At 70.8% G+C, this 26853-nt stretch carries 22 protein-coding genes; 9 read left to right on the top strand and 13 right to left on the bottom strand.

Translation table 11 applies throughout. The features are described from left to right. Window positions 1-63: 63 nt before the first annotated feature. A complete protein-coding gene (locus tag ABTV10_RS08005; protein WP_499033805.1) occupies window positions 64-819 on the bottom strand; it encodes a maleylpyruvate isomerase N-terminal domain-containing protein in 756 nt (251 codons plus the stop codon). After that, the gene (locus ABTV10_RS08000; RefSeq protein WP_499033802.1) at window positions 819-1463 is read right to left on the bottom strand and encodes an alpha/beta hydrolase; all 645 of its coding nucleotides are present in this window, start codon (window positions 1461-1463) and stop codon (window positions 819-821) included. Before ABTV10_RS08000 ends, ABTV10_RS08005 begins: the two co-directional genes overlap by 1 nt. Before the next feature lie 100 nt (window positions 1464-1563). Here ABTV10_RS08000 and ABTV10_RS07995 point away from each other — a divergent pair, with 100 nt between their 5' ends. Beyond that, window positions 1564-5043, top strand: coding sequence for a TM0106 family RecB-like putative nuclease (locus ABTV10_RS07995; protein ID WP_499033799.1), 3480 nt, complete (start codon window positions 1564-1566; stop codon window positions 5041-5043). A 10-nt stretch (window positions 5044-5053) separates the two neighbouring features. On the opposite strand, the gene ABTV10_RS07990 is transcribed toward ABTV10_RS07995, so the two are convergent. Both ABTV10_RS07990 and ABTV10_RS07985 read right to left on the bottom strand, forming a co-directional pair. Beyond that, complete coding sequence (locus tag ABTV10_RS07990; RefSeq protein ID WP_499033797.1) at window positions 5054-6232, bottom strand: amino acid deaminase/aldolase; 1179 nt, start codon at window positions 6230-6232, stop codon at window positions 5054-5056. 48 nt (window positions 6233-6280) lie between these two features. Then, window positions 6281-6952 (bottom strand): TetR/AcrR family transcriptional regulator, encoded by a 672-nt coding sequence (locus ABTV10_RS07985; RefSeq protein WP_433611412.1) that lies wholly within the window; start codon window positions 6950-6952, stop codon window positions 6281-6283. A 77-nt stretch (window positions 6953-7029) separates the two neighbouring features. On the opposite strand from ABTV10_RS07985, the gene ABTV10_RS07980 reads away from it, so the two are divergent. The 5 genes from ABTV10_RS07980 (at window position 7030) to ABTV10_RS07960 (ending at window position 13035) form a co-directional block, all read left to right on the top strand. Then, window positions 7030-8340: a D-arabinono-1,4-lactone oxidase gene (locus tag ABTV10_RS07980; RefSeq protein WP_499033793.1), complete on the top strand. Its 1311-nt coding sequence runs from the start codon at window positions 7030-7032 to the stop codon at window positions 8338-8340. A 51-nt stretch (window positions 8341-8391) separates the two neighbouring features. Then, window positions 8392-9738: an amidase family protein gene (locus tag ABTV10_RS07975; RefSeq protein ID WP_499033790.1), complete on the top strand. Its 1347-nt coding sequence runs from the start codon at window positions 8392-8394 to the stop codon at window positions 9736-9738. 83 nt (window positions 9739-9821) lie between these two features. After that, window positions 9822-10994, top strand: coding sequence for a thiolase family protein (locus ABTV10_RS07970; protein WP_433611406.1), 1173 nt, complete (start codon window positions 9822-9824; stop codon window positions 10992-10994). 96 nt (window positions 10995-11090) lie between these two features. Then, a complete protein-coding gene (locus ABTV10_RS07965) occupies window positions 11091-11765 on the top strand; it encodes an ArsR/SmtB family transcription factor (protein ID WP_499033788.1) in 675 nt (224 codons plus the stop codon). Then, the gene (locus ABTV10_RS07960; protein ID WP_499033786.1) at window positions 11752-13035 is read left to right on the top strand and encodes an MFS transporter; all 1284 of its coding nucleotides are present in this window, start codon (window positions 11752-11754) and stop codon (window positions 13033-13035) included. Before ABTV10_RS07965 ends, ABTV10_RS07960 begins: the two co-directional genes overlap by 14 nt. Before the next feature lie 34 nt (window positions 13036-13069). Here the strand turns inward: ABTV10_RS07960 and ABTV10_RS07955 are convergent, their stop codons facing one another. The 8 genes from ABTV10_RS07955 to ABTV10_RS07920 form a co-directional block, all read right to left on the bottom strand. Continuing rightward, window positions 13070-15028, bottom strand: coding sequence for a heavy metal translocating P-type ATPase (locus tag ABTV10_RS07955; protein WP_499033783.1), 1959 nt, complete (start codon window positions 15026-15028; stop codon window positions 13070-13072). Beyond that, window positions 15021-15413 carry an ArsR/SmtB family transcription factor gene (locus tag ABTV10_RS07950; RefSeq protein WP_499033780.1) on the bottom strand — a complete coding sequence of 131 codons (393 nt, stop codon included), beginning with the start codon at window positions 15411-15413 and terminating at the stop codon, window positions 15021-15023. Before ABTV10_RS07950 ends, ABTV10_RS07955 begins: the two co-directional genes overlap by 8 nt. Window positions 15414-15489: 76 nt before the next feature. After that, complete coding sequence (locus ABTV10_RS07945) at window positions 15490-16359, bottom strand: hypothetical protein (RefSeq protein ID WP_499033778.1); 870 nt, start codon at window positions 16357-16359, stop codon at window positions 15490-15492. Between the two features lie 43 nt (window positions 16360-16402). Next, a complete protein-coding gene (locus ABTV10_RS07940) occupies window positions 16403-17371 on the bottom strand; it encodes an adenosine deaminase (protein ID WP_499033777.1) in 969 nt (322 codons plus the stop codon). A gap of 4 nt (window positions 17372-17375) precedes the next feature. Beyond that, window positions 17376-18137 carry a crotonase/enoyl-CoA hydratase family protein gene (locus ABTV10_RS07935; protein ID WP_499033776.1) on the bottom strand — a complete coding sequence of 254 codons (762 nt, stop codon included), beginning with the start codon at window positions 18135-18137 and terminating at the stop codon, window positions 17376-17378. Beyond that, the gene (locus ABTV10_RS07930) at window positions 18127-19641 is read right to left on the bottom strand and encodes a class I adenylate-forming enzyme family protein (RefSeq protein WP_499033772.1); all 1515 of its coding nucleotides are present in this window, start codon (window positions 19639-19641) and stop codon (window positions 18127-18129) included. The genes ABTV10_RS07935 and ABTV10_RS07930 overlap by 11 nt, the downstream gene beginning before the upstream one ends. A gap of 105 nt (window positions 19642-19746) precedes the next feature. Further along, a complete protein-coding gene (locus ABTV10_RS07925) occupies window positions 19747-20616 on the bottom strand; it encodes an alpha/beta fold hydrolase (RefSeq protein ID WP_499033771.1) in 870 nt (289 codons plus the stop codon). A gap of 140 nt (window positions 20617-20756) precedes the next feature. Further along, window positions 20757-23126 (bottom strand): ATP-binding protein, encoded by a 2370-nt coding sequence (locus tag ABTV10_RS07920; protein ID WP_499033769.1) that lies wholly within the window; start codon window positions 23124-23126, stop codon window positions 20757-20759. Between ABTV10_RS07920 and ABTV10_RS07915 the strand changes: the two genes are divergently transcribed. Further along, window positions 23125-23952, top strand: a complete 828-nt coding sequence (locus tag ABTV10_RS07915) for a GNAT family N-acetyltransferase (protein ID WP_499033767.1) — start codon at window positions 23125-23127, stop codon at window positions 23950-23952. The genes ABTV10_RS07920 and ABTV10_RS07915 overlap by 2 nt on opposite strands. Before the next feature lie 638 nt (window positions 23953-24590). Here the strand turns inward: ABTV10_RS07915 and ABTV10_RS07910 are convergent. Next, window positions 24591-25136: a glutathione S-transferase C-terminal domain-containing protein gene (locus tag ABTV10_RS07910; protein ID WP_499033766.1), complete on the bottom strand. Its 546-nt coding sequence runs from the start codon at window positions 25134-25136 to the stop codon at window positions 24591-24593. 91 nt (window positions 25137-25227) lie between these two features. On the opposite strand from ABTV10_RS07910, the gene ABTV10_RS07905 reads away from it, so the two are divergent. Then, window positions 25228-25980, top strand: a complete 753-nt coding sequence (locus ABTV10_RS07905) for a hypothetical protein (protein WP_499033765.1) — start codon at window positions 25228-25230, stop codon at window positions 25978-25980. Between the two features lie 28 nt (window positions 25981-26008). Beyond that, window positions 26009-26827: an alpha/beta fold hydrolase gene (locus tag ABTV10_RS07900; RefSeq protein WP_499033763.1), complete on the top strand. Its 819-nt coding sequence runs from the start codon at window positions 26009-26011 to the stop codon at window positions 26825-26827. Window positions 26828-26853: the final 26 nt, after the last annotated feature.

Below are 26853 nucleotides of genomic sequence, written 5' to 3'. Positions count from 1 at the left end.
CCCGGATGCCGTCGGCACCCGGGCCCCGAGCCGTTCGGAAGCTGTTCGGAAGCTGTTCGGAAGCTACAGTGCTGCCGCCTCGAGCAGATCGCGCGCGACGGTCTCGTCCCCGACCACGTCGAGACGCTCGAGCGGCCGCCGACGCCACATGGTGAGCAACAGATCCTGGGCCCGACCACGCAGCGCGACGTCGCCCTTGCGGTGTTCGCGTGTCACCGTCACCGCGCCGGGCTCGAACGCGAGGTGCCATTCCCCCGACCCGGTGTCCGTTCCGTGCAGGTGGATGGTGCGGCCGTGGAGCGACTCCGGCAGTCGACCGTCCCGCGCGAGGAGGTCGAGGAAGCTGTGCGCCCACTCGTCGACCCCGTCGGCGGCGATCTCCGGATCGAGTTCGGGAACGCTCGGGCCGCCGGCCGCTCGCAGCGTGTCGGACACGTCGATCCGGTGGACCGACACCTCGTGGGTCTGCCGGCGCAGCCACCAGAACGCCGTGCCCGGCCCGACCATCGTCGGCGCCGGATGTTCGGGGTCGAGGCGAGCGAAGGTGTCCACGAGTGAATCGAACGCGAGTCGGTATGCGGCAACGCATTCCGGGCCCCTCGGCATGTCGCCGAGTCGAACGACGTCCGACAGCGGCGCGTCGGCCGGCGTCTGCAACGCCGCGAGCACCCACTGGTGCACCTTGCCGGTGTGTCGCACCACGTGTTCGACGGTCCAGCCCGGAACCGTCGGCACGGGTTCGGACAACGCCACGACCGGGGTCGCGGCCAGCATCTCGCCCTGCTCGCGCAGCGCGGACAGCAGACTTGTGGAATCCATCAGCCCACGGTAGCGCCGAGGACGAAGTCCGCGACGTCGTTCGTCACCGTCCGGTGGGTCTTCTCGTGCAGCAGGTCGTGTCCGATGTCGGGATACTCCCGCAAGGTGACGCCCGCGAGACCCGACGTCCAGCCCCGCACGCCGTCGATCGGCGCCAGCCGGTCGTCGACCCCGTGGATCGCGAGCACCGGGAAGACCGGATCGGCGAAGTCTGCGGTGTCCTCGTGTTGCACAACCGATTTGGGAGTTCCGCAGAGCACGGCCGCGCGGAAGGGTGCGCGTCCGCGACGGAGCAGGGTGACGGAGACGGCGGCGCCGAGGGAGTGCCCCATGAGGACCAGCGGCAGGCCTGGCCGGTCACCGGCGGCGATCTCGGTGAGTCGCGCCGCATCGTCGGCCAGGTCGGTGAGCGCGCCGGGCGTGCCGGGAGTCCCCTCCGAGAGCCCGTGCCCGGCTTGATCGACGCCCCACATCTCGATGTCCCGCGCGGCGAGACCGGCGGCGAACCGGTGGTAGTGACCGGTGTGCTGCCCCATCCCGTGCAGGAAGACGAGACCGGCACGCGGCCGGCCCTGCCCCTCGGGAGACGCGAGGGGCCAGCGGCGGTAGTGGATCTGTCCGGTGGCACCGGCGAAGAACGGCATACCTTCATTGTGCGCAACGCGTTCGACGCGTCGTGCGACGGCACCCACCTTGTCGGCGCCCGGTGGCACAATCGACCGGAACCGACCCGGAAGGGGTGCGATGTTCCTTCTCGACGACGTCGTGGTCTACAGCTCCGGCGACCTGACGCTCGCCGCGACATGCGAGTTCGCACTGCTCCGACGACTCGACGGCCTCCTCGGATTCGTCCCCGCCGCAGCCGGATCCGCGACCGATCCCCTGCTCGAACGGACGTCTCGACTCGGCACAGCCCACGAGCGCGGCGTGCGCGAGGACTTCGAACGCCGCTACGGCAGGGTCGAGACGATCCCCCGACCCGAGTACACCGTCACCGGCCTGTACGACGCACACCGGGCCACCGTCGACGCGGCCCACGCGGGCGTCCCGGTGATCTACCAGGGCACGTTCTTCGACGGACGCTTCCTCGGGTTCTGCGATTTCCTCGTTCACGACGGCGACGACGCGTACGCCGTGTACGACACCAAACTCGCCCGCCACGCCGAGGTTCCGGCGCTGCTGCAACTGGCGGCGTACGCCGACGCGCTCTCCGCCGCGGGAATCCGTCCCGCGCCGCTCGTGCACCTCCTGCTCGGCGACGGTTCCGATTCGGCCCATTCCCTCGCCGACCTCGCGCCGGTGTTCACCGCGCGCCGCATCGACCTGCAGCGCGTCCTCGACCAGCACCGAGCGGGCGGCGTCCCCGTGGCGTGGGGCGACGAACGGTACCTCGCGTGCGGTCGCTGCGAAACGTGTGCACCGGAGGTCGACGGCCATCGGGACCTGTTGCTGGTGGCGGGGATTCGTACGAGCAGTCGGCAGAAGCTGGTGTCGGGCGGAATCTCGACCATCGACGGCCTCGCCGCGCACACCGGCTCCGTCGCGGATCTGTCCGGCCGGACCCTGGCGACGCTGCAGGCGCAGGCCGCCATCCAACTGCGCCGGGAACGAGACGGCGGCAGTACCTTCGAGGTGTTCGACCCGGGTGCGCTCGCAGCCCTCCCCGAGCCCGACCCCGGGGATGTCTACTTCGACTTCGAGGGGGACCCGCTGTGGTCCGAGGCCGGCTCGAACGACTGGGGTCTCGAATACCTCTTCGGCGTGGTGGAGGAACCGCGCGCGGGATCGTCGGATCCGATGTTCCGGCCGTTCTGGGCGCACGATCGCCGGCAGGAGCGGCGCGCGCTGATCGACTTCCTGGAGTACATCCGGGCCCGGCGCACCGAGCACCCGGACATGCACGTCTATCACTACGCCGCGTACGAGAAGTCCGCTCTGCTACGGCTGGCCGGACGGCACGGTGTCGGCGAGGACGCCGTCGACGACCTGCTGCGCGCCGGTGTGCTGGTGGACCTGTACCCGATCGTCCGCGCCGCGCTGCGGATCGGGGAGCGCTCGTACAGCATCAAGAAGCTCGAGCCCCTCTACATGGGCGATCGACTACGCGGAGGCGACGTCACGAACGCCGCCGATTCCGTCGTGGCCTACGCCGGTTACTGCGACCTTCGCGATCGCGGAATGGTCGAGGCCGCGGACGAGGTGCTGCTCGGCATCGCCGACTACAACGAGTACGACTGCGTCTCCACGCGCGAACTGCGCAACTGGTTGCTCGTCCGCGCCGCCGAGCACGGTGTGTCGCCGCATCGACGAGCGCCCTCCGCTCCCGCGGCCGACGACGCGGCCGGACACGCCGAACGCGTGCTGCGACGTTTCGCCGGTGACGGGCCCCGCGAGGCGCGATCCGCCGACCAGCAGGCCGCCGCGCTGATGGCGGCCGCGATCGGGTACCACGGCAGGGAACGGAAGCCGTTCTGGTGGGCTCACTTCGACAGGCTGACGCAGCCGGTGGACGACTGGTCCGATACCCGCGACGTGCTCCAGGTGGAGCAGGCGGACGTGCTGCAGGATTGGCACAAGAGCAGCCCCAAACAGCGGAAGCTGCGCCGGCACCTCCGACTGACGGGACGGCTGGGCACCGGCAGCACGGTCGTGCCGGGTGCCGAGGTGTTCACCCTCTACGAGCCGCCGCTCCCCGACGCGCTGGCCGGTGAGAAGCCCACCCAGCGGGGAACGTCGACTGCGGTCGTACTGTCGGTCGGCTCCGGCGCCGGCTTCGACGACGTGGTCGTGGTCGAGGAGTTGCTCACCGGCACGGTCGAGTACGGCGATCTGCCGATCGCGACCGCTCCCGGCCACCCGATCGCGACGGTTCGGATCGAGAAGGCCGTCGAGGCCGCGGCCGACCGGATGGCGGAGGCGGTGCCCGTGATGCCGCCGGACGCCGCGGTGGACGTCCTGCGGCGGATCCCGCCCCGTACCCGCAGCGGCGCTCCGCTCCCGGGCCTCGCGCGCGGCGCGGACCCGGCCGCGACCATCGCCGCCGCGTTGCTGGATCTCGACGATTCCTACGTGGCCGTGCAGGGACCGCCCGGCACCGGCAAGACGTACACCGGTGCCCGGGTGATCGCCGAGCTCGTCGGTTGGCACCGGTGGCGGATCGGCGTGGTGGCCCAGTCGCATTCGGTGATCGAGAACATGCTCGACGCGGTGGTCGCGGCCGGCCTCGACGGCGGGCTCGTCGCCAAGAAAGACGGGCGTCGGGACGAACGCTCGTGGACGGCCATCACCGCCGACGCCTACGCGGAGTTCGTCGACACCTCCGCCGGCACCGGCTGCGTCATCGGCGGCACCGCGTGGGACTTCGCGCACGCCGGGCGGATTCCGCCCGGCAGCCTCGACCTGCTGGTGATCGACGAGGCCGGGCAGTTCGCGCTCGCGAACACCATCGCGGTCGGTGCCGCCGCACGGAACCTGCTGCTGCTCGGGGACCCGCAACAGCTGCCGCAGGTCAGTCAGGGCACCCACCCCGAACCGGTCGACGAGTCCGCGTTGGGCTGGCTCGCACAGGGACACGACGCGCTCCCGTCCGACCGCGGCTACTTCCTCGAGCGCACCTGGCGGATGCATCCCGCACTGTGCGCCCCGGTGTCCGCACTCTCGTACGACGGCCGGCTGCGTTCGGAGGAACCGGTGACGACGGCCCGCCGCCTCGACGGCGTCGAACCGGGGGTGCACAGCGCGATACTCGACCACCGCGGCAACGCCACGGAGTCGGTCGAGGAGGCCCGCGAGATCGTCGCCCGGATCGGCGCGCTGCTGGGACGAGCGTGGACCGACCTGGGCGCGTTCGACGGCACCCGGCCGCTGGACCAGTCCGACGTCCTCGTCGTCGCCCCCTACAACGCGCAGGTCGGCCTGATCCGGCAGCACCTCGCGGCGGCCGGGTTCACCGACGTCCTCGTCGGAACCGTCGACAAGTTCCAGGGACGTCAGGCCGCGGTGGTGTTCGTGTCGATGACGGCGTCGTCGGTCGACGACGTTCCCCGCGGAATGTCGTTCCTGCTGTCCCGAAACCGGTTGAACGTGGCGGTGTCGCGGGGCAAGTGGTGTGCGGTTATCGTGCGCTCACGGGCCCTCACCCACTACCTGCCGGCGACGCCCGCCGGGCTCGCCGAACTGGGTGCGTTCATGCGGCTCGCGAGCGAGCCGTGCCGGAGACCGTGACCCGGCGCCATCACCCGAAACAGCCGCCCTCACCGCGATAGGTCGGTACCGCAGTGGCCTTTCCGTCGCCGTCCACCAGGTGCACCTCGGTGAAGCGCTCGCACAACTCGCCGGCCTTCGCGTGCCGGAACCAGACCCGGTCCCCCACCGCGAGTGCCGCGGCCGCGGCACCCGTGACCGGCGTCTGGACCTCCCCCGCACCCTCGTTGCGCAGCAGCTTCAGTCCGCGCGGCCACACCGGCACCGGAACGCGGGTGTTGCCCGCCGGTCCGGAGGCGATGTAGCCGCCGCCGAACAGGGTCGTCACCTTCGAGGTCGGCTTGCGGACGGCGGGCAGTGCGAAGAACATCGCCGGACGCGGCGTGAACGAGTGGTAGCGGTCGAACAGCGTCGGCACGTACAGCCCCGAGCCCGCCGTGACCTCGGTGACGGTCCGGTCGGCGGAGCTCACCTCGAGAGAGCCGGTCCCTCCGCTGTTGACGATCTCCAGCTTGCCGACCTCGTCGGTGACGGAGTCGACGACCGCCGTTCGGCGCGTGGACAACTCGGCCGCCGATGCCTTCTTGACCATCCGCACCGCGAAGCTGGTGTCGGGCAGGCCGGCGATCTGGGCCTCGTAGAACATCACGCCGACGACGGCGAATCCGCGGTCGGTCGCCAGCCGGGCGAGCCGGGCCACCGCGGCGGGCTCACGCAGCGGTGACCGCCGGACCCCGAGATGCGCCGGACCGATCCGCAGCGACGCGTCGACGTCGAGGCAGATCCGCGGCCGGACCTTGTCGGATCCCACTGCGGCGCGCACGACGTCGAGTTGCGCGACGTCGTCGACCATGAGGGTGATCCTGTCGAGCAGCGTGGCGTCGCCACCGAGTTCGGCGAGCGCGCCGCGGTCGACGGTGGGATAGCCCATCAGGATGTCCTCGGCGCCCTGCCGGGCGAGCCAGATCGCCTCCCGCAGCGAGTACGACATGATGCCGCGGAAGCCGCCCGACGAGGTCAGGCCGGATCCGAGCGCGATCTCGAGGACCGCGCGGCAGCGCACCGACTTGCTGGCGACCCGTACCGGCGTACCCTCCGCCCGCCGGACGAGGTCGGCTGCATTCGTGTGCAGCGTCGGGAGATCCAGTGCCGCCAATGGTGGATCGAGATGAGCGGTGGCGGCAGTCAGTCGGTCGATCGTGGCAGTCACATCAGTTCCGTTCGTCAGTCCGAGGAGGCCGGCGTCCGGACCAGTCGATCACTCTCCTGAACGATTGTCCAGGTCTGACTCCGCCTCGACCGCCTTGCTGGCGACGATGCGCACGAGATCGTCGAGTTCGGTGAGGATCGCGTCGCTGTCACGGTCGACGAGCCAGCGCAGCACGATCCCGTCGATGACCGCCAGCGCGAAGCGGGCGATCGCCTCGACCGGTTCGGTCCATGTGCAGCCGGTCCGGCGGGCGCTCTCTTGCAGGAAGACGGTGGCCTCGACGTCCATGATCCGGTACTGCTCGTCCGCGACGCTCCCGGCGAGAGGCGCGCCGGCCGCGCGGTGACGCAGCGCGTAGGCGGTGATCTCGTACGTGAGCAACTGGCGATCGGCGGTGGCCTCGACCAGCGGCCACATCCCGGTCAGACCCGTGTGCAGGACCTCGCGCAGGTCGCGCAGACCGTGCAGCTCCTGGGAATCCCACACCGCGGCGAACGCCTCGCGCATACCGGCGCTGAGCTGCAGAACCAGGCTCTCCGCCATGGCCGCAACCAGGGCTTCCTTGCTCTCGAAGCAGTAGTGCACGACGCCGAGCGACACGCCCGCCTCTTCCGCGACGGCGCGGATCGTCACCGAGGCGATCCCGCCGCGTTCGGCGATGTTCAGCGCCGCTTCGATGAGCTGGGCGCGGCGTTCTTCCGCAGGGAGCCGATTCAACATCCCCCGATCGTAAAACCCGGAGCCGAATTTTCGTGTTTCATTTGCCTGGACGCTCGTCCAGGTGAATAGTTGCCGGAATGGCACAGGACACGTGGCGCAACTGGGCGGGGACCCACTCGTCGACACCGCACCGATTCGAAACTCCGAGATCGGTGGCCGAACTGAGCGCGCTCGTCGCGAGCGCGACCGAACGAGGATTGCGCGTCAAGGCGGTGGGGGCGGGCCACTCGTTCACCGGAGTCGCGGTCACCGACGGCATTCTGGTCAGCCTGGACAACATCGCGGGGATCGAGTCGGTCCGCACCACCCCGGACGGACCGATCGCGACCGCCTGGGCGGGCACCCGCCTGCGGAGCCTCAACGAGCAACTCTGGAACCGCGGACTCGCGATGATCAACCTCGGCGACATCGACGTGCAGTCGATCGCCGGCGCGCTCTCGACGGGAACCCACGGCACCGGAGCACGATTCGGTGGGCTCGCGACGCTGATCCGCGGGCTGCAGATCGTCCTCGCGGACGGCTCGGTCGTGGACTGTTCCGACACCGAGAACCCCGACCTCTACCAGGCCGCGAAGATCAGCCTGGGCTCGATCGGCATCATCACCAAGCTCGACCTCGCGGTCCAGCCCAGGTACGCGATGCGGGCGGTCGAGGGCCCGGCCGCGCTCGACGAGACCCTCGAGGGTCTCGAACACGATCTCGCGACCGTCGACCACTTCGAGTTCTACTGGTTCCCGCACACCAATCGTGTTCTGACGAAGCGGAACACCCGACTTCCCGGGCACACGCCGCTGCAACCGGTGGGGCGTGTGCGCGGCTACATCGACGACGAACTGCTCTCCAACACGCTGTTCGAGGGCATCAACCGGCTCACGACCGCGTTCCCGGCGACGATTCCGCAGATCAACCAGGTCTCGGCGCGCGCGCTCTCGGCGCGGGAGTTCACCGACCGCAGCTACGAGGTGTTCGCGTCACCCCGCCGGGTGCGGTTCAAGGAGATGGAGTACGCGGTGCCGCAGGAGGCGGTGAAGGACACGCTGCGCGAGATCGCGGGCTGGCTCGACCGTTCCGACTGCCGGATCGCGTTCCCGGTCGAGGTGCGCTTCGCGCCCGCCGACGACGTCTGGTTGTCGACCGCGAACGGCCGGGACAGCGCGTACATCGCCGTGCACCAGTACCACCGCCGCGATCACCGGGACTACTTCGACGCGGTCGAGGCGATCGCGCGCTCGGTGGACGGTCGCCCGCACTGGGGCAAGATGCACGGCCGCACCGCCGCTGACCTGCGCCCCACCTACGCGCGGTTCGACGACTTCTGCACCGTCCGCGACAAGTTCGACCCGGCGCGGACGTTCGACAACGACTATCTCCGACAGGTTCTCGGCTGACACGGGAGCAGAACACGTTGCGTCCGGTGGGCACGTGGCTACTGTGAGCGCGTGCCGACCGGACCGAATCTCCCACGCCTCGACCGCCGTTCATTCCTGCGGATCGGTGCCCTCGGCACCGTGCTCGGCGGTGCCGCACTGATCTCCGGGTGCGGCGACGACCTGCGCGATCCCGGCGTTCCCCCGCTGCCCGGCGGGACCGTCCCCGTCGACGACAAGGCGACCTGGCGCGTCCAGGGCGCTCCCCTGCTGTCCGCGCGCGGTTCCGGTGGCGTCGACGGGCTGACCGTCGCGGTCACCGATCTGTTCGCGGTGCAGGGGCAGGCCGTCGGCGCCGGAAATCCCGTGTGGCTGGGTCAGGCCCCGATCGAGACGACGACCGCGGACAGCGTCGCCCGGCTCCTCGCCCGCGGCGCCTCGGTGCTCGGCATCGCGCAGACCGTCGACTTCGGCTTCGGCCACTCCGGCGTCAACGCCGCGTACGGGACCCCGCCCAATGCGGCGGTGGCGGGACGGATTCCCGGCGGGGCGACGTCGGGAGCGGCGACCGCGGTGGCGCGGGGCACCGTGTCGGTCGGTCTGGGGCCCGACACGACGGGTTCGGCACGGATCCCCGCGTCGTACCAGGGGCTGTACGGCTTCGGTCCCACCCACGGGGCGGTCTCGACCGAGGGCCTGATGCCGCTCTCTCGCACGCTCGACAACGTCGGGTGGGTGTGCGCCGACGCCGCGAGCCTGGCCGCTGTCGGAGACGTCCTGCTGCCGTCGGCGGCGGACGCCGACTTCGGTGCGGCAGTGGTGTCCCCGGGGTTGCTGGCCGTCGCGGACGACAAGGTCCAGGCGGCGATTCGCGACGCGCTGGCCAAGTGGAAACGGTCCGGCCTGCCGACACTGAGCGAGGAGGACCTCGATGTCGGCGCGCTCCCCGACTGGTACGACGCGGTCGTCGCGGTGCAGGGATACGAGGCGTGGCAGCAGTACGGCGGTTGGGTGTCGACGGCGACCGGCACGATCGGCGACGAGGCCCGGGCGAACTTCCTGGCTGGGTCGACGGTGTCGGTGGCGACGTACGAGCGGTGCCTGGAGGAGGTGCGCGCGGCGGGGCAGATCGTGCGCGACTTCCTCGGGTCCCGGGTTCTGCTGCTGCCGACGGCGGGATCGCAGGCCCCCTCCACGACCGACGATCCGGGCAGCGTCCACGTCGCGGCGGTGCTGCGTACCACCGGGTTGCTGACGTCGGTGGCGACCGTGGCGGGGCTTCCCACGGCGACTGTGCCGGTGAAGACCGCCGACGGTGTCCCGGTGGGACTGTCCATCGTCGGGCCGGCCGGTCGGGACCGGGCCGTGCTCGCCCTCGCCGGACAGGTGGCGGCGACCGGCATCGGAGCACACCGCTGAGTGAGGTGAACCACACCGAGGTGCACACAATTCAGTTAACTGATTACACTCAATCCATTTCCCTGAGGAGAGAGTGAGGCGCCATGCGCGACGCAGTAATCGTCGAGGCCGTCCGTACCCCCATCGGCAAGCGGAAGGGCTCGCTCGCCGACGTCCACGCCGTGGAGCTGTCCGCCCACGTGCTCCGCTCCATCGCCCAGCGCACCGGCATCGATCCGGCCGTCGTCGACGACGTCTACTGGGGCAATGTCAACAGCGTCGGCATGCAGACCGGCAACATCGGACGCATGGCCGTCCTCGGCGCCGGCTGGCCCGAATCGGTGCCCGGCCTGACCGTCGACCGCCAGTGCGGATCGTCGCAGCAGACGATCTCGATGGCCGCCGCGTCGGTCATCTCCGGCCAGGCCGACGTCATCGTCGCCGGTGGCGTCGAGATGATGACCGCAGTGCCGCTGGGCTCCTCGAACGTTCCGGGCACCGGCGATTCCGCGGGCCCCGCGCGCGACCGCTACGCCGCCCAGCTCGACGCCCCCGGCTTCAACGGCCGCTTCAATCAGGGTGTCGGCGCCGAGCTGATCGCGCAGCAGTGGAACATCTCCCGCGCGCAGCTCGACGAGTACTCGGTCGCCTCCCACGAGCGCGCCGCCGCCGCGCAGGATGCCGGCGCGTTCGACGCCGAGATCGCTCCCGTCACGCTCGCCGACGGCACGGTCTTCTCCGCCGACGAGGGCATCCGCCGCGGCTCCACCACCGAGAAGCTGAGCCAGCTGAAGTCCCCGTTCCTCGAGGGCGGCGTCATCACCGCGGGCAGCGCGTCGCAGATCTCCGACGGTGCCGCGGCCGTGCTGGTCATGACGTCCGAGAAGGCGAAGGCGCTGGGCCTGACGCCGCTCGCGCGCATCCACACCGCCGTCGTCGCCGGCGACGACCCGGTCAAGATGCTCACCGGCCCGATCCCGGCGACCGCGTTGGCCCTGAAGAAGTCCGGCCTGTCGATCGACGACATCGACGCGTTCGAGGTCAACGAGGCGTTCGGCTCGGTGCCGCTGGCGTGGCAGCTCGAAACCGGCGCATCGTCGGACAAGCTCAACCCGCTCGGCGGTGCGATCGCGCTCGGTCACCCGCTCGGCGGCTCCGGAGCGCGCCTGGCCGCGACGCTGATCAACCACCTGCGCCGCACGGGTGGCCGCTACGGCCTCCAGACCATGTGCGAGGGCGGCGGCACCGCGAACGCCACCATCTACGAGCGCATCTGATCTCGACACCCGCGCAGTGACGAAGGCGGCCGGCCCCCTCCCGGGGCCGGCCGCCTTCGCTGTCCGGACGCAGAACGACCGTTAGACTCCTATTCCATGGATCCCGGGAATATCGGATCAGCTGACAAGGCGTCCGTCTTCGAATCACTGGCGACCGTCGTGAAGGCCCTGGCGAACGGCCGCCGACTGGAGTTGGTCGAGTTGCTCGCCCAGGGCGAACACTCGGTCGAGGCCCTCGCCCGGATGTCCGGGATGGGTGTGACGACCGTGTCGGGTCACCTGCAGACGCTGAAGCAGGCGGGACTGGTCGTCACCAGGCGGGAACGCACCACCATCTTCTACCGTCTCGCAGGTGACGACGTCGCCGAACTCTTCCTCGCGGCCAAGCGCGTGGGGTTGCGGCGCTACCCCGAGCTGCGGCAGACGCTGGTCGAGTACATGGAGCAGGCGGACGGCGGGCGGACCATCCCGTCGATCGATCCGTCGGCGGTCACGTCCGCGATGACCGTCGTCGACGTCCGTCCGCGGGAGGAGTTCGACGCCGGCCACTTCCCCGGCGCGGTGTCGATCCCGCTGGCCGAACTCCCGGATCGGTATCGGGAGCTCCCCTACGGCGCGGAGGTCGTCGTGTACTGCCGCGGCGAGATCTGCAGCTTGGCGCGCGAGGCGGTCCGGTGGTTGAGCGATCACGGCGTCGATGCGAAGGCGATCGCCGAGGGCGTCGTCGAGTGGCGCGTGAGCAAGGAGGTCGATCTCGATGTCGCGCAGTGATGCCCCGGTCGCGGAGGTGACCACCCTCGACGACGCGGAGCGCCGACGGGTCCAGAAGCGCACCCTGACCGTTGTCGTCGTCAGTCAGATCCTCGGCGGCGCCGGCCTCGCCGCCGGTATCACCGTGGGCGCGCTGCTGGCCCAGCAGATGCTTGGTTCGGACAGCCTGGCCGGGGCCCCGACCGCACTGTTCACGCTGGGCTCGGCGCTGGCGGCCTTCCTGGTCGGCCGGATCACGCAATCACGCGGTCGACGCGTCGGACTCGGTCTCGGGTTCGGCGCCGGTGGCGTCGGCGCCATCGGCGTGGTTGCCGCCGCGATGATCGACAGCGTGCCGCTGCTGTTCGTGTCACTGTTCGTGTACGGCGCGGGCACGGCCACCAACCTGCAGGCCCGTTACGCGGGAACGGATCTCGCTCCGGCCGCCCAGCGCGGCACCGCGATCAGCATTGCGATGGTCTCCACGACGCTCGGCGCGGTCGCGGGCCCGAACCTGGTCGAACCGCTCGGCGAGCTGGCCACCGGACTCGGCCTGCCCGCGCTGTCCGGGCCCTTCCTGCTCGCCGCCGTCGCGTACCTCGCGGCCGGCACCGCCCTGTTCGTGCTGTTGCGCCCGGATCCGTTCCTCCTGGCGCGCCGGATCGACCCGGGTGAGCCGGTCACCGATTCCCCCACCGGTGCCGCGCCCCGGCCGGCGCCGGGGGCGTACGTGGGCGCCGCGGTGATGGTGCTGACGCAGATCGCGATGGTTGCGATCATGACGATGACCCCGGTGCACATGCGCGCCCACCATCACGGACTCGGCGAGGTGGGGCTGGTGATCGGAATCCATGTCGGCGCAATGTATCTCCCGTCCCTGGTCACCGGCGCCCTGGTCGACCGGGTCGGACGGCTGCCGATGGCCGCGGCTGCGGGCGTCACGCTGCTGCTGGCCGGTGTCACGGCGGCCCTCGCGCCTGGTGATTCGCTCGCGCTGCTCATCGTGGCCCTGGCCCTGCTGGGAATCGGCTGGAACTTCGGGCTGATCTCCGGGACCGCCCTGGTCGTCGACGCCACCGTGCCCGAGAACCGTCCGCGCACGCAGGGCACGATCGACGTCCTGATCGCCCTCGCGGGCGCCGGCGGCGGTGCGGTCTCCGGGGTCGTGATGTCCGCGACCGACTACGCCACGCTGGCCCTCGGCGGCGGCGCGCTGGCACTGCTCCTCATCCCGGTCCTGTTCTGGGCACGAGGCGATCGGAACGCACCGGTCTCGACCACCGCACCATGAGTCGGTCCGCGGATCGGTTCGGTCGATCCGCTCCTCAGCGTGCCACCGATCGGCTCGCCGTCTCGCGGGATTCGCGCGGAGGCACGATGGTCAGCGTGGGGAGATCGCCGGTGCGGGCCGCGCGGATGGCGTTGCCGATGACGAGGACCTCGGCGAACTCGTGCACGAACACCACCGTGGCGAGCCCCAGCACCCCGGTGGCCGCCAGCGGTATGAGGACGCCGATGATCGCGAGCGAGAAGCCGATGTTCTGCACCATGATTCGACGGGCACGCCGCGCGTGCGCGAGGACCTGCGGCAGGTGGCGGAGGTCCTCCCCCATCAGCGCGACATCGGCGGTCTCGATCGCGACATCGGTACCGGCGGCTCCCATCGCGATCCCGACGTCGGCCGACGCCAGCGCCGGGGCGTCGTTGACTCCGTCGCCGACCATCGCAATGCGCCTGCCGCGCGCGAGTGCGGGCAACAGGTGCGCCTTGTCCTCCGGCAGGAGCCCGGCGTGCACCGTCGAGATACCGGCCTGGGCTGCGAGTGCCTCTGCGGTGCGCCGGTTGTCGCCGGTGAGCATCGCCACGTCGATGCCGAGCCGACGGAGCAACCGGACGGCCTCGGGGGCTTCCGGGCGCAGCTCGTCGCGTACGGCGATCGCGCCGAGCACGGTGCCCTCGCACTCGAGGAGCACGACAGTGGCACCCGCGCGTTCGAGACCGTCGACGTCGTCACCGAGGTCGCCGGCGTCGATCCATCCGGGTTTGCCGAGCCGGAAGGCACGCCCGTCGAGGGCGCCGGTGAGCCCGTGCCCAGGGATCGCCACGACGTCGTCGGCTGCGGTGACATCGCCGACCGCGTCGAGAATCGCCCGCGCCAGGGGGTGTTCGCTGCGGATCTCCAGCGCGGCCGCGGACGCGAGCACGTCGTCCGGGTCGGCTCCGTTGCGGGGTACGACGGCGATCACCTGCGGCGCGTTGCGTGTCAGGGTTCCGGTCTTGTCGAGTGCGATCATCCGGATCCGGCCGAGTTCCTCGACGGCGGCGCCGCCCTTCACCAGCGCACCGTGCCGACTCGCGGCGCCCACCGCCGCGACGACGGTGAGCGGCACCGCGATGGCCAGCGCGCAGGGGGACGCCGCGACCAGGACGACGAGCGCGCGCTCGACCCACAGTGCGGGGTCGCCGAGCAGTGCGCCGACGCCCGCCACCGCGGCGGCGAGCACCATGATCGCGGGTACCAGGGGGCGGGCGACCCGGTCGGCGAGGCGCTGACCGGCCCCCTTCCGTTCTTGGGCCTCCTCGACGATGTGCACGATCCGGGCCAGCGAGCTGTCCGAGACGACGGCCGTGACGGTGACCTCGACGGCGCCGCCGCCGTTGACGGAGCCGGCCAGTACCGGGCCGCCGGGACCCGCCTCGACGGGAACCGACTCTCCGGTGATCGCCGACAGATCCAGTGTGGTGCGGCCGGCGCGGATCACCCCGTCGGTCGCGGCGCGCTCGCCCGGCCGCAGCACCAGGACGTCCCCGACGACGAGATCGTCGGGGGCAACGACGGTCTCGGCGCCCTCGCGGACCACCGTGACCGTCTTCGGGACGAGGGACAGCAGTGCCCGCAGTCCTCGCCGGGTCCGGTTGACGGCGTAGTGCTCGAGCCCCTCGGCGATCGAAAACAGAACACCGAGCATGGCCGCCTCGGGGATCTCGCCGAGCGCGATCGCCCCGACGGCGGCGACGGTCATCAGTGTTCCGACCCCGATCCGGCCGTGACGCAGGTTCCGGACGGCGTCCGGCACGAACGTCCGTCCTGCCACCACCGCCGCGGCGAGTTGGAGCAGCGTCCCTGCCGGTTCGGTACCCGATCGTCCGATCAGCCATCCGATTCCCAGGACCGCCGCGGCCACCGCCGCGTACCGCAACTCGCGCACCTGCGTCAGTCGCACATCCGGCGTCGGCTCGCTTTCCGCCGCGTCGACGTTCCCCGCACAGCACGCGTCAGCCACGCGCAGCCTCCCGGGAAGGATCGCCCTCGAGCGGAAGCGGCTCGCCCAACACCGCCTGCACGAGCCCCCGCCCCCGCGCGGTGAGCGAGTACATCACCAACCGCCCCTGCCGTCGCGAGGTCACCAGCTGGGCGGACTTCAGTTGCCGCAGGTGGTGGGAGACCAGGTTCTGCGCCTGCCCCACGACCCACCCCACGTCGCACACGCACAGTTCGTCGCCCGCAGCCAGCGCCACGGCAATGGTCAGGCGGGTGGGGTCCGCCAGTGCCCGTGCGGCGCCGGCGGCGGACTCGACGCTCGGCAGCGGAGGCAGGCCGGCCCGGATCTCCTCCGCGTGCGGCAGGTCGAGGCACAGCAGGTCATAGGTGTCCGCGGGATCCGTCACATCAACATACTAACGACTATTGATATCGGAATAGGCCCACGCCGGTACCCCTCGCGATCTCGACGGTGTCACCAGGTCACTCGAGGGCGGAGACCGCGTCCTCGGCCTCGGCGACCCGCCTGTCCGCTCGATCGACGTCGTCACGGGCGGCCGAGACGGCCCGGTCGGCACTGGCCTCCGACCGGGCCAGGAATTCGACGCGCTCCTCCAGGTGCCCGAGTTCGCGCCGGAGGGCACCGAGGCGATCGGCCGCCTCGGCCGCGGCGGAGCGAATCGCCGCCAGGTCCGTCTCGGCCTCATCCAGCGCGGTGCGCGTCTGCCGGGCTTCCTCACGCGCGGAGCGCAGTTCGGCTCGCGCCCGCTCGAGCACCTTCTCGCGGTCGCGGACCCGTCGCCCCGGCCTGGCCCGCGCGGCGGCGGCACGTGCCGCCGCTTCGCTGCCATCCGCACCGGCATCGACGGACTCGAGACCCGCCGGACCGAACCCGCTGTAGCTCACCGCCGCCACCGCCCGACCCTGACGCACGGCCCCGGCGAGGACGGGATCCACCATCGCCGCGTGCAGCGTCTGCGAAACCTGCCGCAGCACAGTCTCGTTCACCGCTCGGCCCCGATCGGCGGCCAGCGCGCCCGCCCGCGTCGCGAGTGCACGCACCAGCCGTTGCCGTTGCTCGGTGAGCTCGCGGAGCGTCTCGGCGTCGAGACGGCGCTGCGCCCGGTTCAGCGCGTCCCCCAAGCTCAGCACCGCGTTCACGTCGTCGGGACATTGCTGCGCGAGGAGGTTGACCAGCCAGCCGACGGTGGTCGGCTTCTTCAGACCCGCGATCGCCGCGGCCATATCACGCTCCTTTGCCGCGCGCGCCTGCTTCACGAACGCGGCGCGAGCGGCCACGAAGTCCGACGGATCCAGCCGGTACAACTCATCGGCGACGGCGTCCACGTCCACACCGACAATCCTGTCACCGTCGACGGGATTCGACCGAACTTACCTACATCCGGAGCAACTCCGCCTTGCGGGCCGGGGACGCGAACGACGCCTCGATCGAAGTGCGCGCGAGCAGATCGACCTCGCTGTCGGTGAGACCGAGCCGATCACGCAGCTGCGCGAAGTTCTCCCCGAGATCCCCGCCGAAGTACGCCGGATCGTCGGAATTGATCGTCACCCGCAGCCCGGCTCTCAGCATCTCCCGCAGCGGGTGCTGGTCCATCGAATCCACCACGCGCAGGCGCACGTTCGACAACGGGCACACCGTCAGCGGAATCTCCTCGTCCACCAGACGGTCCACGAGGGCCGGGTCCTCGAGGCACCGGACGCCGTGGTCGATCCGCTCGGCGCCGAGGAGATCGAGCGCCTGCCAGATGTACTCGGGCGGCCCCTCCTCGCCGGCATGCGCGACGACGTGCAACCCTTCCGCCCGGGCCCGCGTGAACACGTCCTCGAACAGCGTCGGCGGGTATCCCACCTCGGCCGAGTCGAGCCCGACGCCGATGATCGGCGCCTGTAACCGCAGGATCTCGGCGAGGACCTCTTCGGCGTCGTGTACCGGCTCGTCCCGCAGGAACGACGCGATCAGTCCGCTGCTCACGTCGAACTCGCGTTCGCTCGCCGCGAGCGCGTCGAGAATGCCGTCCAGCACCACCTGCAACGGCACGCCCCGCGAGACGTGCGCCTGCGGATCGAAGAAGATCTCCGCGTGCCGGACCCCCGCGGCCGCGGCCCGCCGCAGGTAGTCGCGGGTGAGATCGGCGAAGTCCTCGGCCGTCCGCAGCACCGCCATGTTCGCGTAGTACAGGTCCAGGAACGACTGCAGATCGGTGAACTCGTAACGGGATTCGAGGTCGGCGAGTCCGCTGTACGGAAGGTGCATCCGGTTGCGCTCGGCCAGCGCGAAGATCAGCTCCGGCCCGAGCGCGCCCTCGATGTGCATGTGCAGTTCCGCGAACGGTGTCGCAGTCATGTCCTCAGCGTCCCTTCCACACCGGCGCGCGCTTCTCGGCGAACGCGGTCGCGCCCTCACGTGCGTCCTCCGACGCGAACACCGGGCCGATGATCTCGAACTGACGCGCGAACGCCTCGTCGTCGGACCATTCCCCCGACCGGACGAGCACCTCCTTGGTCTTGGTGACCGCGAGCGGCCCGTTGGCCGTGATGCGCTCGGCGAGGGCCAGCGCGCCGGCGAGCGCACCACCCGGCTCGGTGAGGGCGTTGACGAACCCGTACGTCGCGGCCTCCTCCGCGGTGAACGAGTCACCGGTCAGGGCGTACTCCATCGCCTTCTGGTAGGGGATCCGACGGGGCAGCCGCAGAAGTCCCCCCGCCCCGGCCGCGAGTCCGCGTTTGACCTCCGGGATCCCGAACTTCGCCTTCCGCGACGCCACGACCAGGTCGGTGGCGAGGACGAGTTCGGTGCCCCCGGCGAGTGCGTAGCCCTCCACCGCCGCAATGATCGGTTTGCGCGGCGGCGTCTCCGTGAAGCCCAGCCCCCGACCCGGCACCACGACGTTCTCCCCCGCTACGAACGCCTTGAGATCCATTCCCGCGCAGAAGTTCCCGCCCGCGCCGGTGAGGATTGCGAGCGCGAGCTCGGCATCGTCGTCCAGCTCGTCGACCGCCGCGGCGAGCCCCCGGCTCACCGCACCGTTGATCGCGTTGCGCGCCTCTGGGCGGTTGATCGTCATCACCAGCACGCGGTCCCGCCGTTCGAGCAGAACTTCATCCGACATCGGCACTTCCCTTCGTCGTGGAACAGGAATCCTCCAGCCACGAACGGACCGACCATCGGTCGATTCGTCCGGTGGCACCCCGCGGCAACACCGCCACACTGGCACACAGCCGGCGCGGCAGACGGTGCCCGAGCGGTGCGTCGAGGAAATCACGGACCGCGTCGAGCCGCAGTTCGGTGCCGGGTTCCGGCACGACGACCACGCCGAGGTCGGGGCCGCGTGGCGTCATGACCCCCACCGCGACCGCCTCGTCCACACCGGGACAGTCGAGCAACGTCTCCTCGATCTCGCGGCTGTAGACGACGCCGCGGGGTATCTCCACCGCGTCAGCGGCGCGGCCGACGAAACGGAAGTCGCCGGTCGGGCCGATCCGGACGACGTCGCCGGTGTGGAGCCAGCCGCCGGCGGTGGTGCGGGCCGTGCCCTCGGGATCACCCCAGTACCCGCGCATCACACTCGGTCCACGACACCACAGTTCTCCCACACCCGCGTCCACCTCCGGGCCCGAGACCGCGAACTCCATTCCACCGTGCGGCAGTTCGAGTCGACCGGACGCCGGAGCCGTCCCGAGAGTCATCCCGGCACCTCCGGTCTCGGTCATCCCCCAGCCCGAGACGATCTCGGCGGCCGGAAACCGTCGACGCAGCCGCTCCAGTGTCGCCGCCGATACCAGCTCGTCGTCGAGCGTGAGGGACCGCAACGATCCGGAGTCGGCGACCGGCACGCGCGCCAGGTCGCGACACAACCATCCGGGAGCCGAAAGTCGTTCGACGCCTTCGTCATCGATCGCGCGTTGCAGGACCTCGGCGTCGCACTCGGCCGCGAGCACGACGGTGCCACCAGACACCAGGGTGGGCAGCAACTGCAGCACGCACGCCGCCGCGGAACTCAGCGGCAGCGCGATCGCGTGCCGGACACCGTCCGCATCGGCGCCCCACGACCGGACCACGGCCTCGATCGTGGAGAGCACGTTCTCGTGGCAGAGTTCGACGCCCTTGGGCATTCCCGTGGTGCCGCCGGTGTAGAAGAGAAGCGCCGAATCACCCAGCGCCGCACCGTCGTCGATGAACGGCGTCCCGGTGGGCAGGTCCTCTCCGAGCACCGGGTCGCTGCCGCTGTCCGCCAGGATGTGTCGCAGCGTCCCGTCCGGGTGCCCGGGATGGACGGGCACCGGCACACCGCCCGCAAGCAGCACGCCGAGGAACGCCTGCACCCACCGCACCCCGTTCGGCAGCCGGATCGCGACGCGGTCCCCGATCCCGACGCCCCGGTCGAGCAGTCCTCCGGCGACCCGGGACGCCGACGTCCACAGCTGCGCGTATGTCAGCCGCGCACCGACGCCGGCGTCGACGACGGCCTCGCGCCCCGCATAGCGGTGCGCCGCGACGTCGAGGAGTTCGGTGAGGCACGACGTCAGTCCGGAGAAGTGCAGCAGACCGTCGGCGCAGCGCACCATCCGGTCGCCACGCGATCGATCGATCGAACACTCGAGCAGCGACGCCATAGCCACCTCCACCGAGTCGGGTTGGCCACGACTATATGACCCCCGTCACACCGATGCAGGTGAACCACGCGGTGGGCGCCGACCGAACGAACGCCGAGTCAGCGGTCAGGCGGCGCGGGCGGTCACCGAGCCGAGAACCTCGGTGATCGCCCGTCCGAACGCGTCCGGGTTGCCGATCAGCCACCCGTGGCATCCAGCGACCCGGTGTACGTGCGGATCGCGCAGCGCCCGGCGCAGCGACTCGAAGCTGGCGCGCGGAATGAACGAGTCTCCGCGGCTCCACAGCAGAGCGGTCGGTACGCCCCGATCTGCGATCCGGGCGGCCTCGACACGCAGGTCCGCCGACCGGGCCAGCTCTCCGATCCGCCACAGCGCGGCGGGATCCCGGACCACGTTGCGCAGCCCGTCCCCCGCGATGGAGGCGATCGCCGACGGCGGGGTGCCGGTGAGGACCGCGTCGACGAGCGCGGACGCTCCCCACCGCCACAGCGGCCGGTGCCGGATCTCGCGGACGGTGCCGTCCGGGGCCCAGGCACCGCCGCCGACCGAGTTGACGAGCACCAGGTCCGAGACCCGATCGCCGAGGTCGTGGGCCGAGGCGAGCGCCACCCCACCCCCGAACGAATGACCGACGACGGTGACGGGTTCGTCGATGCCGACCGCGTCGAGGAACCGGCCCGTCCACGCGGCATAGCCACCGAATCCGTGGCTGCCCACAGACAGGGCGTCGGTGCCACCGAAGCCCGGCAGCGCCGGCGCATAGACGCGCACACCGGTCGCGGCGAGCCGCCCGATCGCCCCCGCGTACGTGCGGTGGGTGAGGCCGAAGCCGTGCAGGAACACCACCGGTCGTCCGCGTCCGGCCACCCCGTACGGAACCGCCTGTCCGTCGACGTCGAGTTCCCGCCACGACGGCCCGACCGTGGACCGCGGGTCGGGATCGATCGTCGGGTGGAACTGCGGCTCTCGGCGCATCGGGGTACCTCGTCTCGTGCAGTCGGGGACGGCCGCTCACAGCGTCGCCGGTCACACCTGGACCCCGCGACCGTAGAACTACCCGTTTTGCATACGTGTTGCGCGCCACACCGCCGCGCTCGCGCGGACGTTTGCGCAGTTCAGGAGGTCGACTCGCGGCGATGCGCCACGACCCAGGCGGCGATCTGGGTGCGCGATCCGAACCCGAGCTTGGCGAGCACCCGCTCGACGTGCCCCTCCGCCGTCCGCTGCGAGATCACCAGGGACTCGGCGATCTCCCGGTTGGTGAGTCCTTCCGCGACGAGCTCCGCGACCTGCCGTTCACGACGGGTCAGGGCGGGTGGCTCGGCGGGCACCGTCACGATCCGCATCGGTGCGGTCGGGGCCTCCATCTCGACCCGAGAGAGGCCGACGCCGTCCCCGCGGCCCAGCGCGAAGTCGACCGCCTCGACGAAGTCGAGTTCCATGCCCTTCGCGAACGCTGCCTCGAAACCGCGGTCGCCGAGGATCCGGCGGCACAGTCGGCGGCACTCCTCGTGCCACGCCAGCATGGTCGGGATCAGGACCGGCGGCAGGCCCATGGCCTGGCGGAGGGCCTCCGCCGCGCCGGACAGGATCGCAGCACGCTCACCGTGCCGCGCGGCGGCCGCGCCCCACGCCAGGGACTCGAGACATCCGGCTCCCGCGAACTGGTCGCCCACCGACCGGGTCAGCAGCAACGCCTCGGTGAACAGTTCGGAGGCGCGCTCGCGATTACCCACCCTCCACAAGGTGAGGGACAACAGGTACATCGCCCGGGCCCGGTACTCCCGCTCGCCGTGTGCCCGGGTAATGGCCAGGACCTCCTCGTGGCACGCCTGCGCGCGCGCCGCGTCGCCGGTCATCCCGCAGACCAGGCCGGCGGCCTGGAGCGCCCAGATCAGTCGGTGTACGTCGCCGGCCTCCCGGAACGGCGTCAGCGACCTGTCCAGATACGCGAGAGCCCGCCCCAGATCACCGCGGTACAGCGCCTGCCGCCCCGCGGCCTGGGCGACCATCGCCCGGGCCAGCGGATCCCCCATCGCTCCTGCGAGACGGTCCGCCTGCGCAACCAGTTCTCCGCCCGCCGCGAAGTCCTCCTGCATGCCGGCGAGTTGGCTGGCGACGCACATCGCCAGCACGCGCACCCACACCGGTTGCTCGTCCGACGCCGCGAACGCCTGGGCGAACCACCGGCGGGCCTCACCGAAGATGCCCTGACAGAACCAGAACGGAAACAGCGCGTTCGCCAGCCGAACCCCGCGCGCACCCTCGCCCGGTTCGCTGACACAGAACTCGAGCGCGTCGCGCAGGTTTGCCGTCTCCCGGGTGAGTCTGGCGATCAACTCGACCTGGTGGGGACCGATCCAATCTGCGTCGGCGCGCTCGGCCAGACCGAGGTACCAGTCCCGGTGCCGACGTCGGCACTCCGTGCGCTCGCCCGCCTCGTCGAGCTTCTCGAGTCCGTAGTCGCGCATCGTCTCGAGCATCCCGTAGCGGACCACGGAACCTGATTCCTCGACCGTCAGGATCGACTTGTCGACCAGCGAGGCGACCAGATCCAGCACGGCACCCGAACCGACCGCGTGCGGGCAGGTGCCTTCGACGGCATCCAGTTCGAAACCGCCGGAGAACACCGACAGCCGACTCCACAACCGGCGCTCGTCCGGGCTGCACAGGTCGTAGCTCCAGTCGACACTCAGGCGCAGCGTCTGCTGACGGGACGGAGCCACGCGGCTGCCCGCGGTGAGCAGCCGGAAGCGGTCGGCGAGCCGCTGCAGGATCTGCTCCGCCGACAGCGCCCGCATACGCGCCGCCGCCAGCTCGATCGGCAGCGGGAGTCCGTCGAGCCGGTGACAGATCCCGGCGACCGCCTTCCGGTTGTCGTCGGTGACAACGAAATCCGGGACCGCGGCGCGGGCGCGCTCGACGAACAGCGTCACCGACTCGTATCGCGGCAGCGCCTCGAGGGTGGGCGGCGACGTCGGATCGGGCACGGGGAGCGGCTGGACCAGAAGCAGTGTCTCCCCACCCACACCGAGCGCCTCGCGGCTCGTCGCGAGGACGCGCAGTTCCGGGCATTCGCGCAGCAGCTCGTCGACGAGCTTCGCAGCCGCGTCCACCAGGTGCTCGCAGTTGTCGAGCACCAACAGGAGATCGCGGCCGGTCAGATGCTCGACCAGCAGGTCCATCGGCGAACTGGTCGCCATGTCGTGCAGCCCGAACACCGCGGCCACCGTGTCCGGCAGCAGGTCCGGCTCGTGCACCTCCGACAACTCGACGAACCACACCCCGTCCGGGAAGTCGCGTCGCAGGTCATTCGCGACCTCCAGCGCGAGCCGTGTCTTGCCCACTCCGCCGATGCCGGTCAACGTCACCAACCGGGATCCGGAAAGCAATCGCTTGGCCGCCGTCACCTCGCGACGACGTCCCACGAACGTCGTCAGCGCGGAGGGAAGATTTCCCACCTTGCTCCGTGTGGTGGGTGACATGAACCGCCCCACTCCCTCGAGCCCCTGCTGCTTCGACGGTACCCCCGAGCGGGGCGGGTCGATGCCGGACGAACGGATGCGGTCGGCGACGCCGTCCGGGCGCGGCACTACCGTTGACGACGTGGACGGCCACCAGATCGACATCATCCGGCTCGCGTGGGCGCGCGAACTCGGCCTCACCGACCGCGCCCTCGACGACTCCGGGGTCCGTCACGTCCGGATCGACGACTCGGACGACCGGATTCGCTTCGTGACCATCGCCGGCGCCGGCGCCCTGGTCGGCCCCGCGTGGGCGGTGGACCGCGCGCAGGCCCACTCCGACGAGGAACTCGCCCGGCCCGGCGGCCTGCTCGCCCTCACGAAGGACCACTCCGGCCGCAGTTCCGGGCCCGTCGAGCTGGCCTGGGCGGCCGACTTCGGGAAGGGCATCGCCGTCGAGGAACCGCTGGTCTCGCACGAGTTCGAGCACGTCCTCGCGCTCCAGACCGCGTGCCCGCCCGACGACGTCGCCGAGGCCGGGCTGAGCGACAAGGCGAACTGGTTCACCGTCGTCGACGACGCCCACCGTCCACTCGCGTCCGCCGGGTACGCCGAGTGGCAGGGGATCATCGCGGACATGGGCGCGCTCACCGCGCCGGCCGCCCGACGACGCGGGTTCGGGGCCACCGCAACACGACTCGCCACCAACGACGCCCTCGACGCGGGACTGATCCCGCAGTGGCGCGCCCATCGGGACAACGTCGCGTCCCGCCGGCTGGCATCCGGCCTCGGGTACGAGGAACTCGGAACGTACGTGTCGATCGCGGTGGCGCCCAGTACCGTGTGAGAGGGGACGACACACGGAGCTGATGCACGATGAGTGACGACGGCACGGAACGTACGACCGACAGCGACGACGGTCCCCGCACGGCCGATGTCGGCGCCACTTTCGTCGAATCGGGGGTGGAGTTCACCCGGGACATGAACTACATCCCGACGCGCATCACTGCCGATGGGCGCGACGGCTATCCCGTCGAACCGGGCCGGTACCGCCTGGTCGTCGCCCGCGCCTGCCCGTGGGCCAACCGCGCGATCATCGTGCGGCGCCTCCTCGGGTTGGAAGATGTTCTGTCCATGGGCATCTGCGGTCCCACCCACGACGAGCGCAGTTGGACCTTCGACCTCGATCCCGGCGGCGTCGACCCGGTGCTGAAGATCCCGCGACTACAGGATGCGTACTTCGCCCGCTTCCCCGGCTATCCGCGGGGGATCACGGTGCCCGCCATCGTCGAGATCGCGACCGGTCAGGTCGTGACCAACGACTTCGCGCAGATCACGCTGGACCTGTCGACCGAGTGGAAGCAGTTCCACCGCGACGGCGCGCCGGACCTGTACCCCGAAGACCTGCGCGACGAGATCGACAAGGTCGCGGACCTGGTGTTCCGCGACGTCAACAACGGGGTCTACCGGTGCGGATTTGCGGGTTCACAGGACGCGTACGACGCCGCGTACGACCGATTGTTCGAGCGCCTCGACTGGCTCACCGAGCGACTGTCGACCCAGCGGTTCCTCGTGGGCGACACCAGACAGATCCGGCCCCTTGGGCACGATCAGCGTCGGATTGACGTCCTTGTGGACGACGTAGTAGTGCTGCTTGATTTGGGTGAAGTCGATCGTGTCTCCGAAACCGGGCGTCTGGAACAGGTCCCGCGCGTAGTTCCACAACACCGGCATCTCCGACAGTTTGCTCCGGTTGCACTTGAAGTGCCCGTGGTAGACGGCGTCGAAGCGGGCGAGCGTCGTGAACAGGCGGACGTCGGCCTCGGTGAACGCACTGGCTCGAGCCGCACAACCGGGAGGTCCTCGGCGGCCACCCCTTCGGCAACGGCACTCCCCCGCACCCGCCGCGCCCGGACGAGGTTGTGCCGCTGTCACACTGGGCCACCACCCAACGCGACTGAACCACCCAGTCGCCGGTGCACGTCCCGAAGCTCCGGTACACGCCTGGACCACCACGGCGCCGGCGTCCATCGCGCCCTGCCTGGGAATTCGGCGGCGGCAGGCCCGGTTTCCATATAGTCGGACATGGGCGACCGCCCGCGTGCCGGAGCGGGATACCGAGATGGGGACTGGAATGGCCGAGAAGCAGGGACGGATCGAATCGACGATCGTCTCGGTACTCGACAACGCGAGCCGGCTGCAGGCGCCGGCCGTCGCCAAGTACGTCGAGCGGGTACGACGGGCCCACCCCGACGACACACCCGCACAGATCGTCGAGCGGATGGAAAAGATGTTCCTGACCGCGGTGACGAGCAGCGGCAGTGCGGTCGGTGCCGCCGCCGCGGTGCCGGCGGTCGGGACAGCGGCATCGATCGCCGCGGTCGGCGCCGAGACCGCGTTCTTCCTCGAGGCGTCGGCGCTGTTGACGCTCGCGATCGCCTCCGTCCACGGCATCTCCCCGCACGACCATCAGCAGCGCCGTGCGCTCGTACTGGCCGTCGCGCTGGGCGAATCGGGCATGGAGATCGTCGAGCGGGCCACCGGCCTGACCGCGACCAACTGGGCGCGGCTCGTCACCGGACGGATCCCGCCCGGGACCATGCGGGCGATGAACAGTTCCCTCGTGCGCAAGTTCGTCACGAAGTACGCCGCGAAGCGCAGCGCCCTTATCCTGGGCAAACTGCTCCCGGCCGGGGTCGGTGCGGTGATCGGCGGCGCCGGAAACCGCGCGATCGGCCGCGGCGTCGTCGACAATGCTCGTGAGGCGTTCGGCCCAGCCCCCGCGGTCTGGCCCGATCGGCTCGCCACCACCGACAGCCGGGCCCGGTTGCACGTCGTCCGGCCACCAGACGAGCCGCGGCGCCTCCGGTCCTGACCCGTCCGCCCGACGAGAGGACGTCGACGTGCGCACCGAAGGTTTCGAGGGTCTCCACGTCTTGTCCGCCGGGTCCGGCGATCGCACCGTCGTGCTCCTGCACGGCTATTCGGACCACGGCGGCACCTGGCAGAAGGTGACACCGACGCTCGCCCGGCACTTCCGGGTGCTGGTGGTGGACCTGCCCGGATTCGGGCGCAGTGCCGGCACCTGGCGCGAACCGCTCATCGACGGGTACGTCGAGACGCTGAGCGCCCTCACCGACGACGTCTCCGGACAGGTCAGCGTGATCGGCAATTCGCTCGGCGCGGTGACCGCCCTCGCGTGGGCGTCCGCCCGGCCGGACCGCGTCGCGAACGTCGTCCTGTCCGACATGCCGGGCATCTCCCGGATCCCCCGGTCGTGGACGCGCGGCACGCAGGTACGGATGGACCGGGTCGCGCGTGTGCTCGCCGGCCCCGTCCCCGACCGGTACGTCCAACAGATGATCGGCGCCATGTACGCGGGCGCCGCGCTCCGTCATCCCCGTCGCGCGGACGCGCGTGTGCGCGCCGACTACACGGAGCACTACGCCACCAAGCGACAAGTGGCCGACCTGCTGGCCATCGGCCGCGTCGTCATCCGGGAGATCGCGGAGCTGCCGATCCCGGCGATGATCGACTCCCTCGAGATGCCGACGCTGTTGCTGTGGGGCGCGAACGACCTGCTCACGCCCGCCCGGGCGGCCCGGCGGATCGCCACCACCGCGGACCGTCGCGTCGCGATCATCCCCAGCTGCGGACATTGCCCGCAGCTGGACTGTCCGAGCGAGTTCCTCGCCGAGGTACTTCCGTTCCTGCACCGCTGACGGCGTCCCGCGGTCGGTACAGTCGG

The sequence above is a fragment of the Paraburkholderia sp. RHO2 genome (assembly GCF_050955445.1).
Lineage (GTDB): Bacteria > Actinomycetota > Actinomycetes > Mycobacteriales > Mycobacteriaceae > Prescottella > Prescottella agglutinans_A.
Note: the sequence above shows the minus strand (reverse complement) of the source record. Positions and strands in the feature narration are given on the sequence as shown.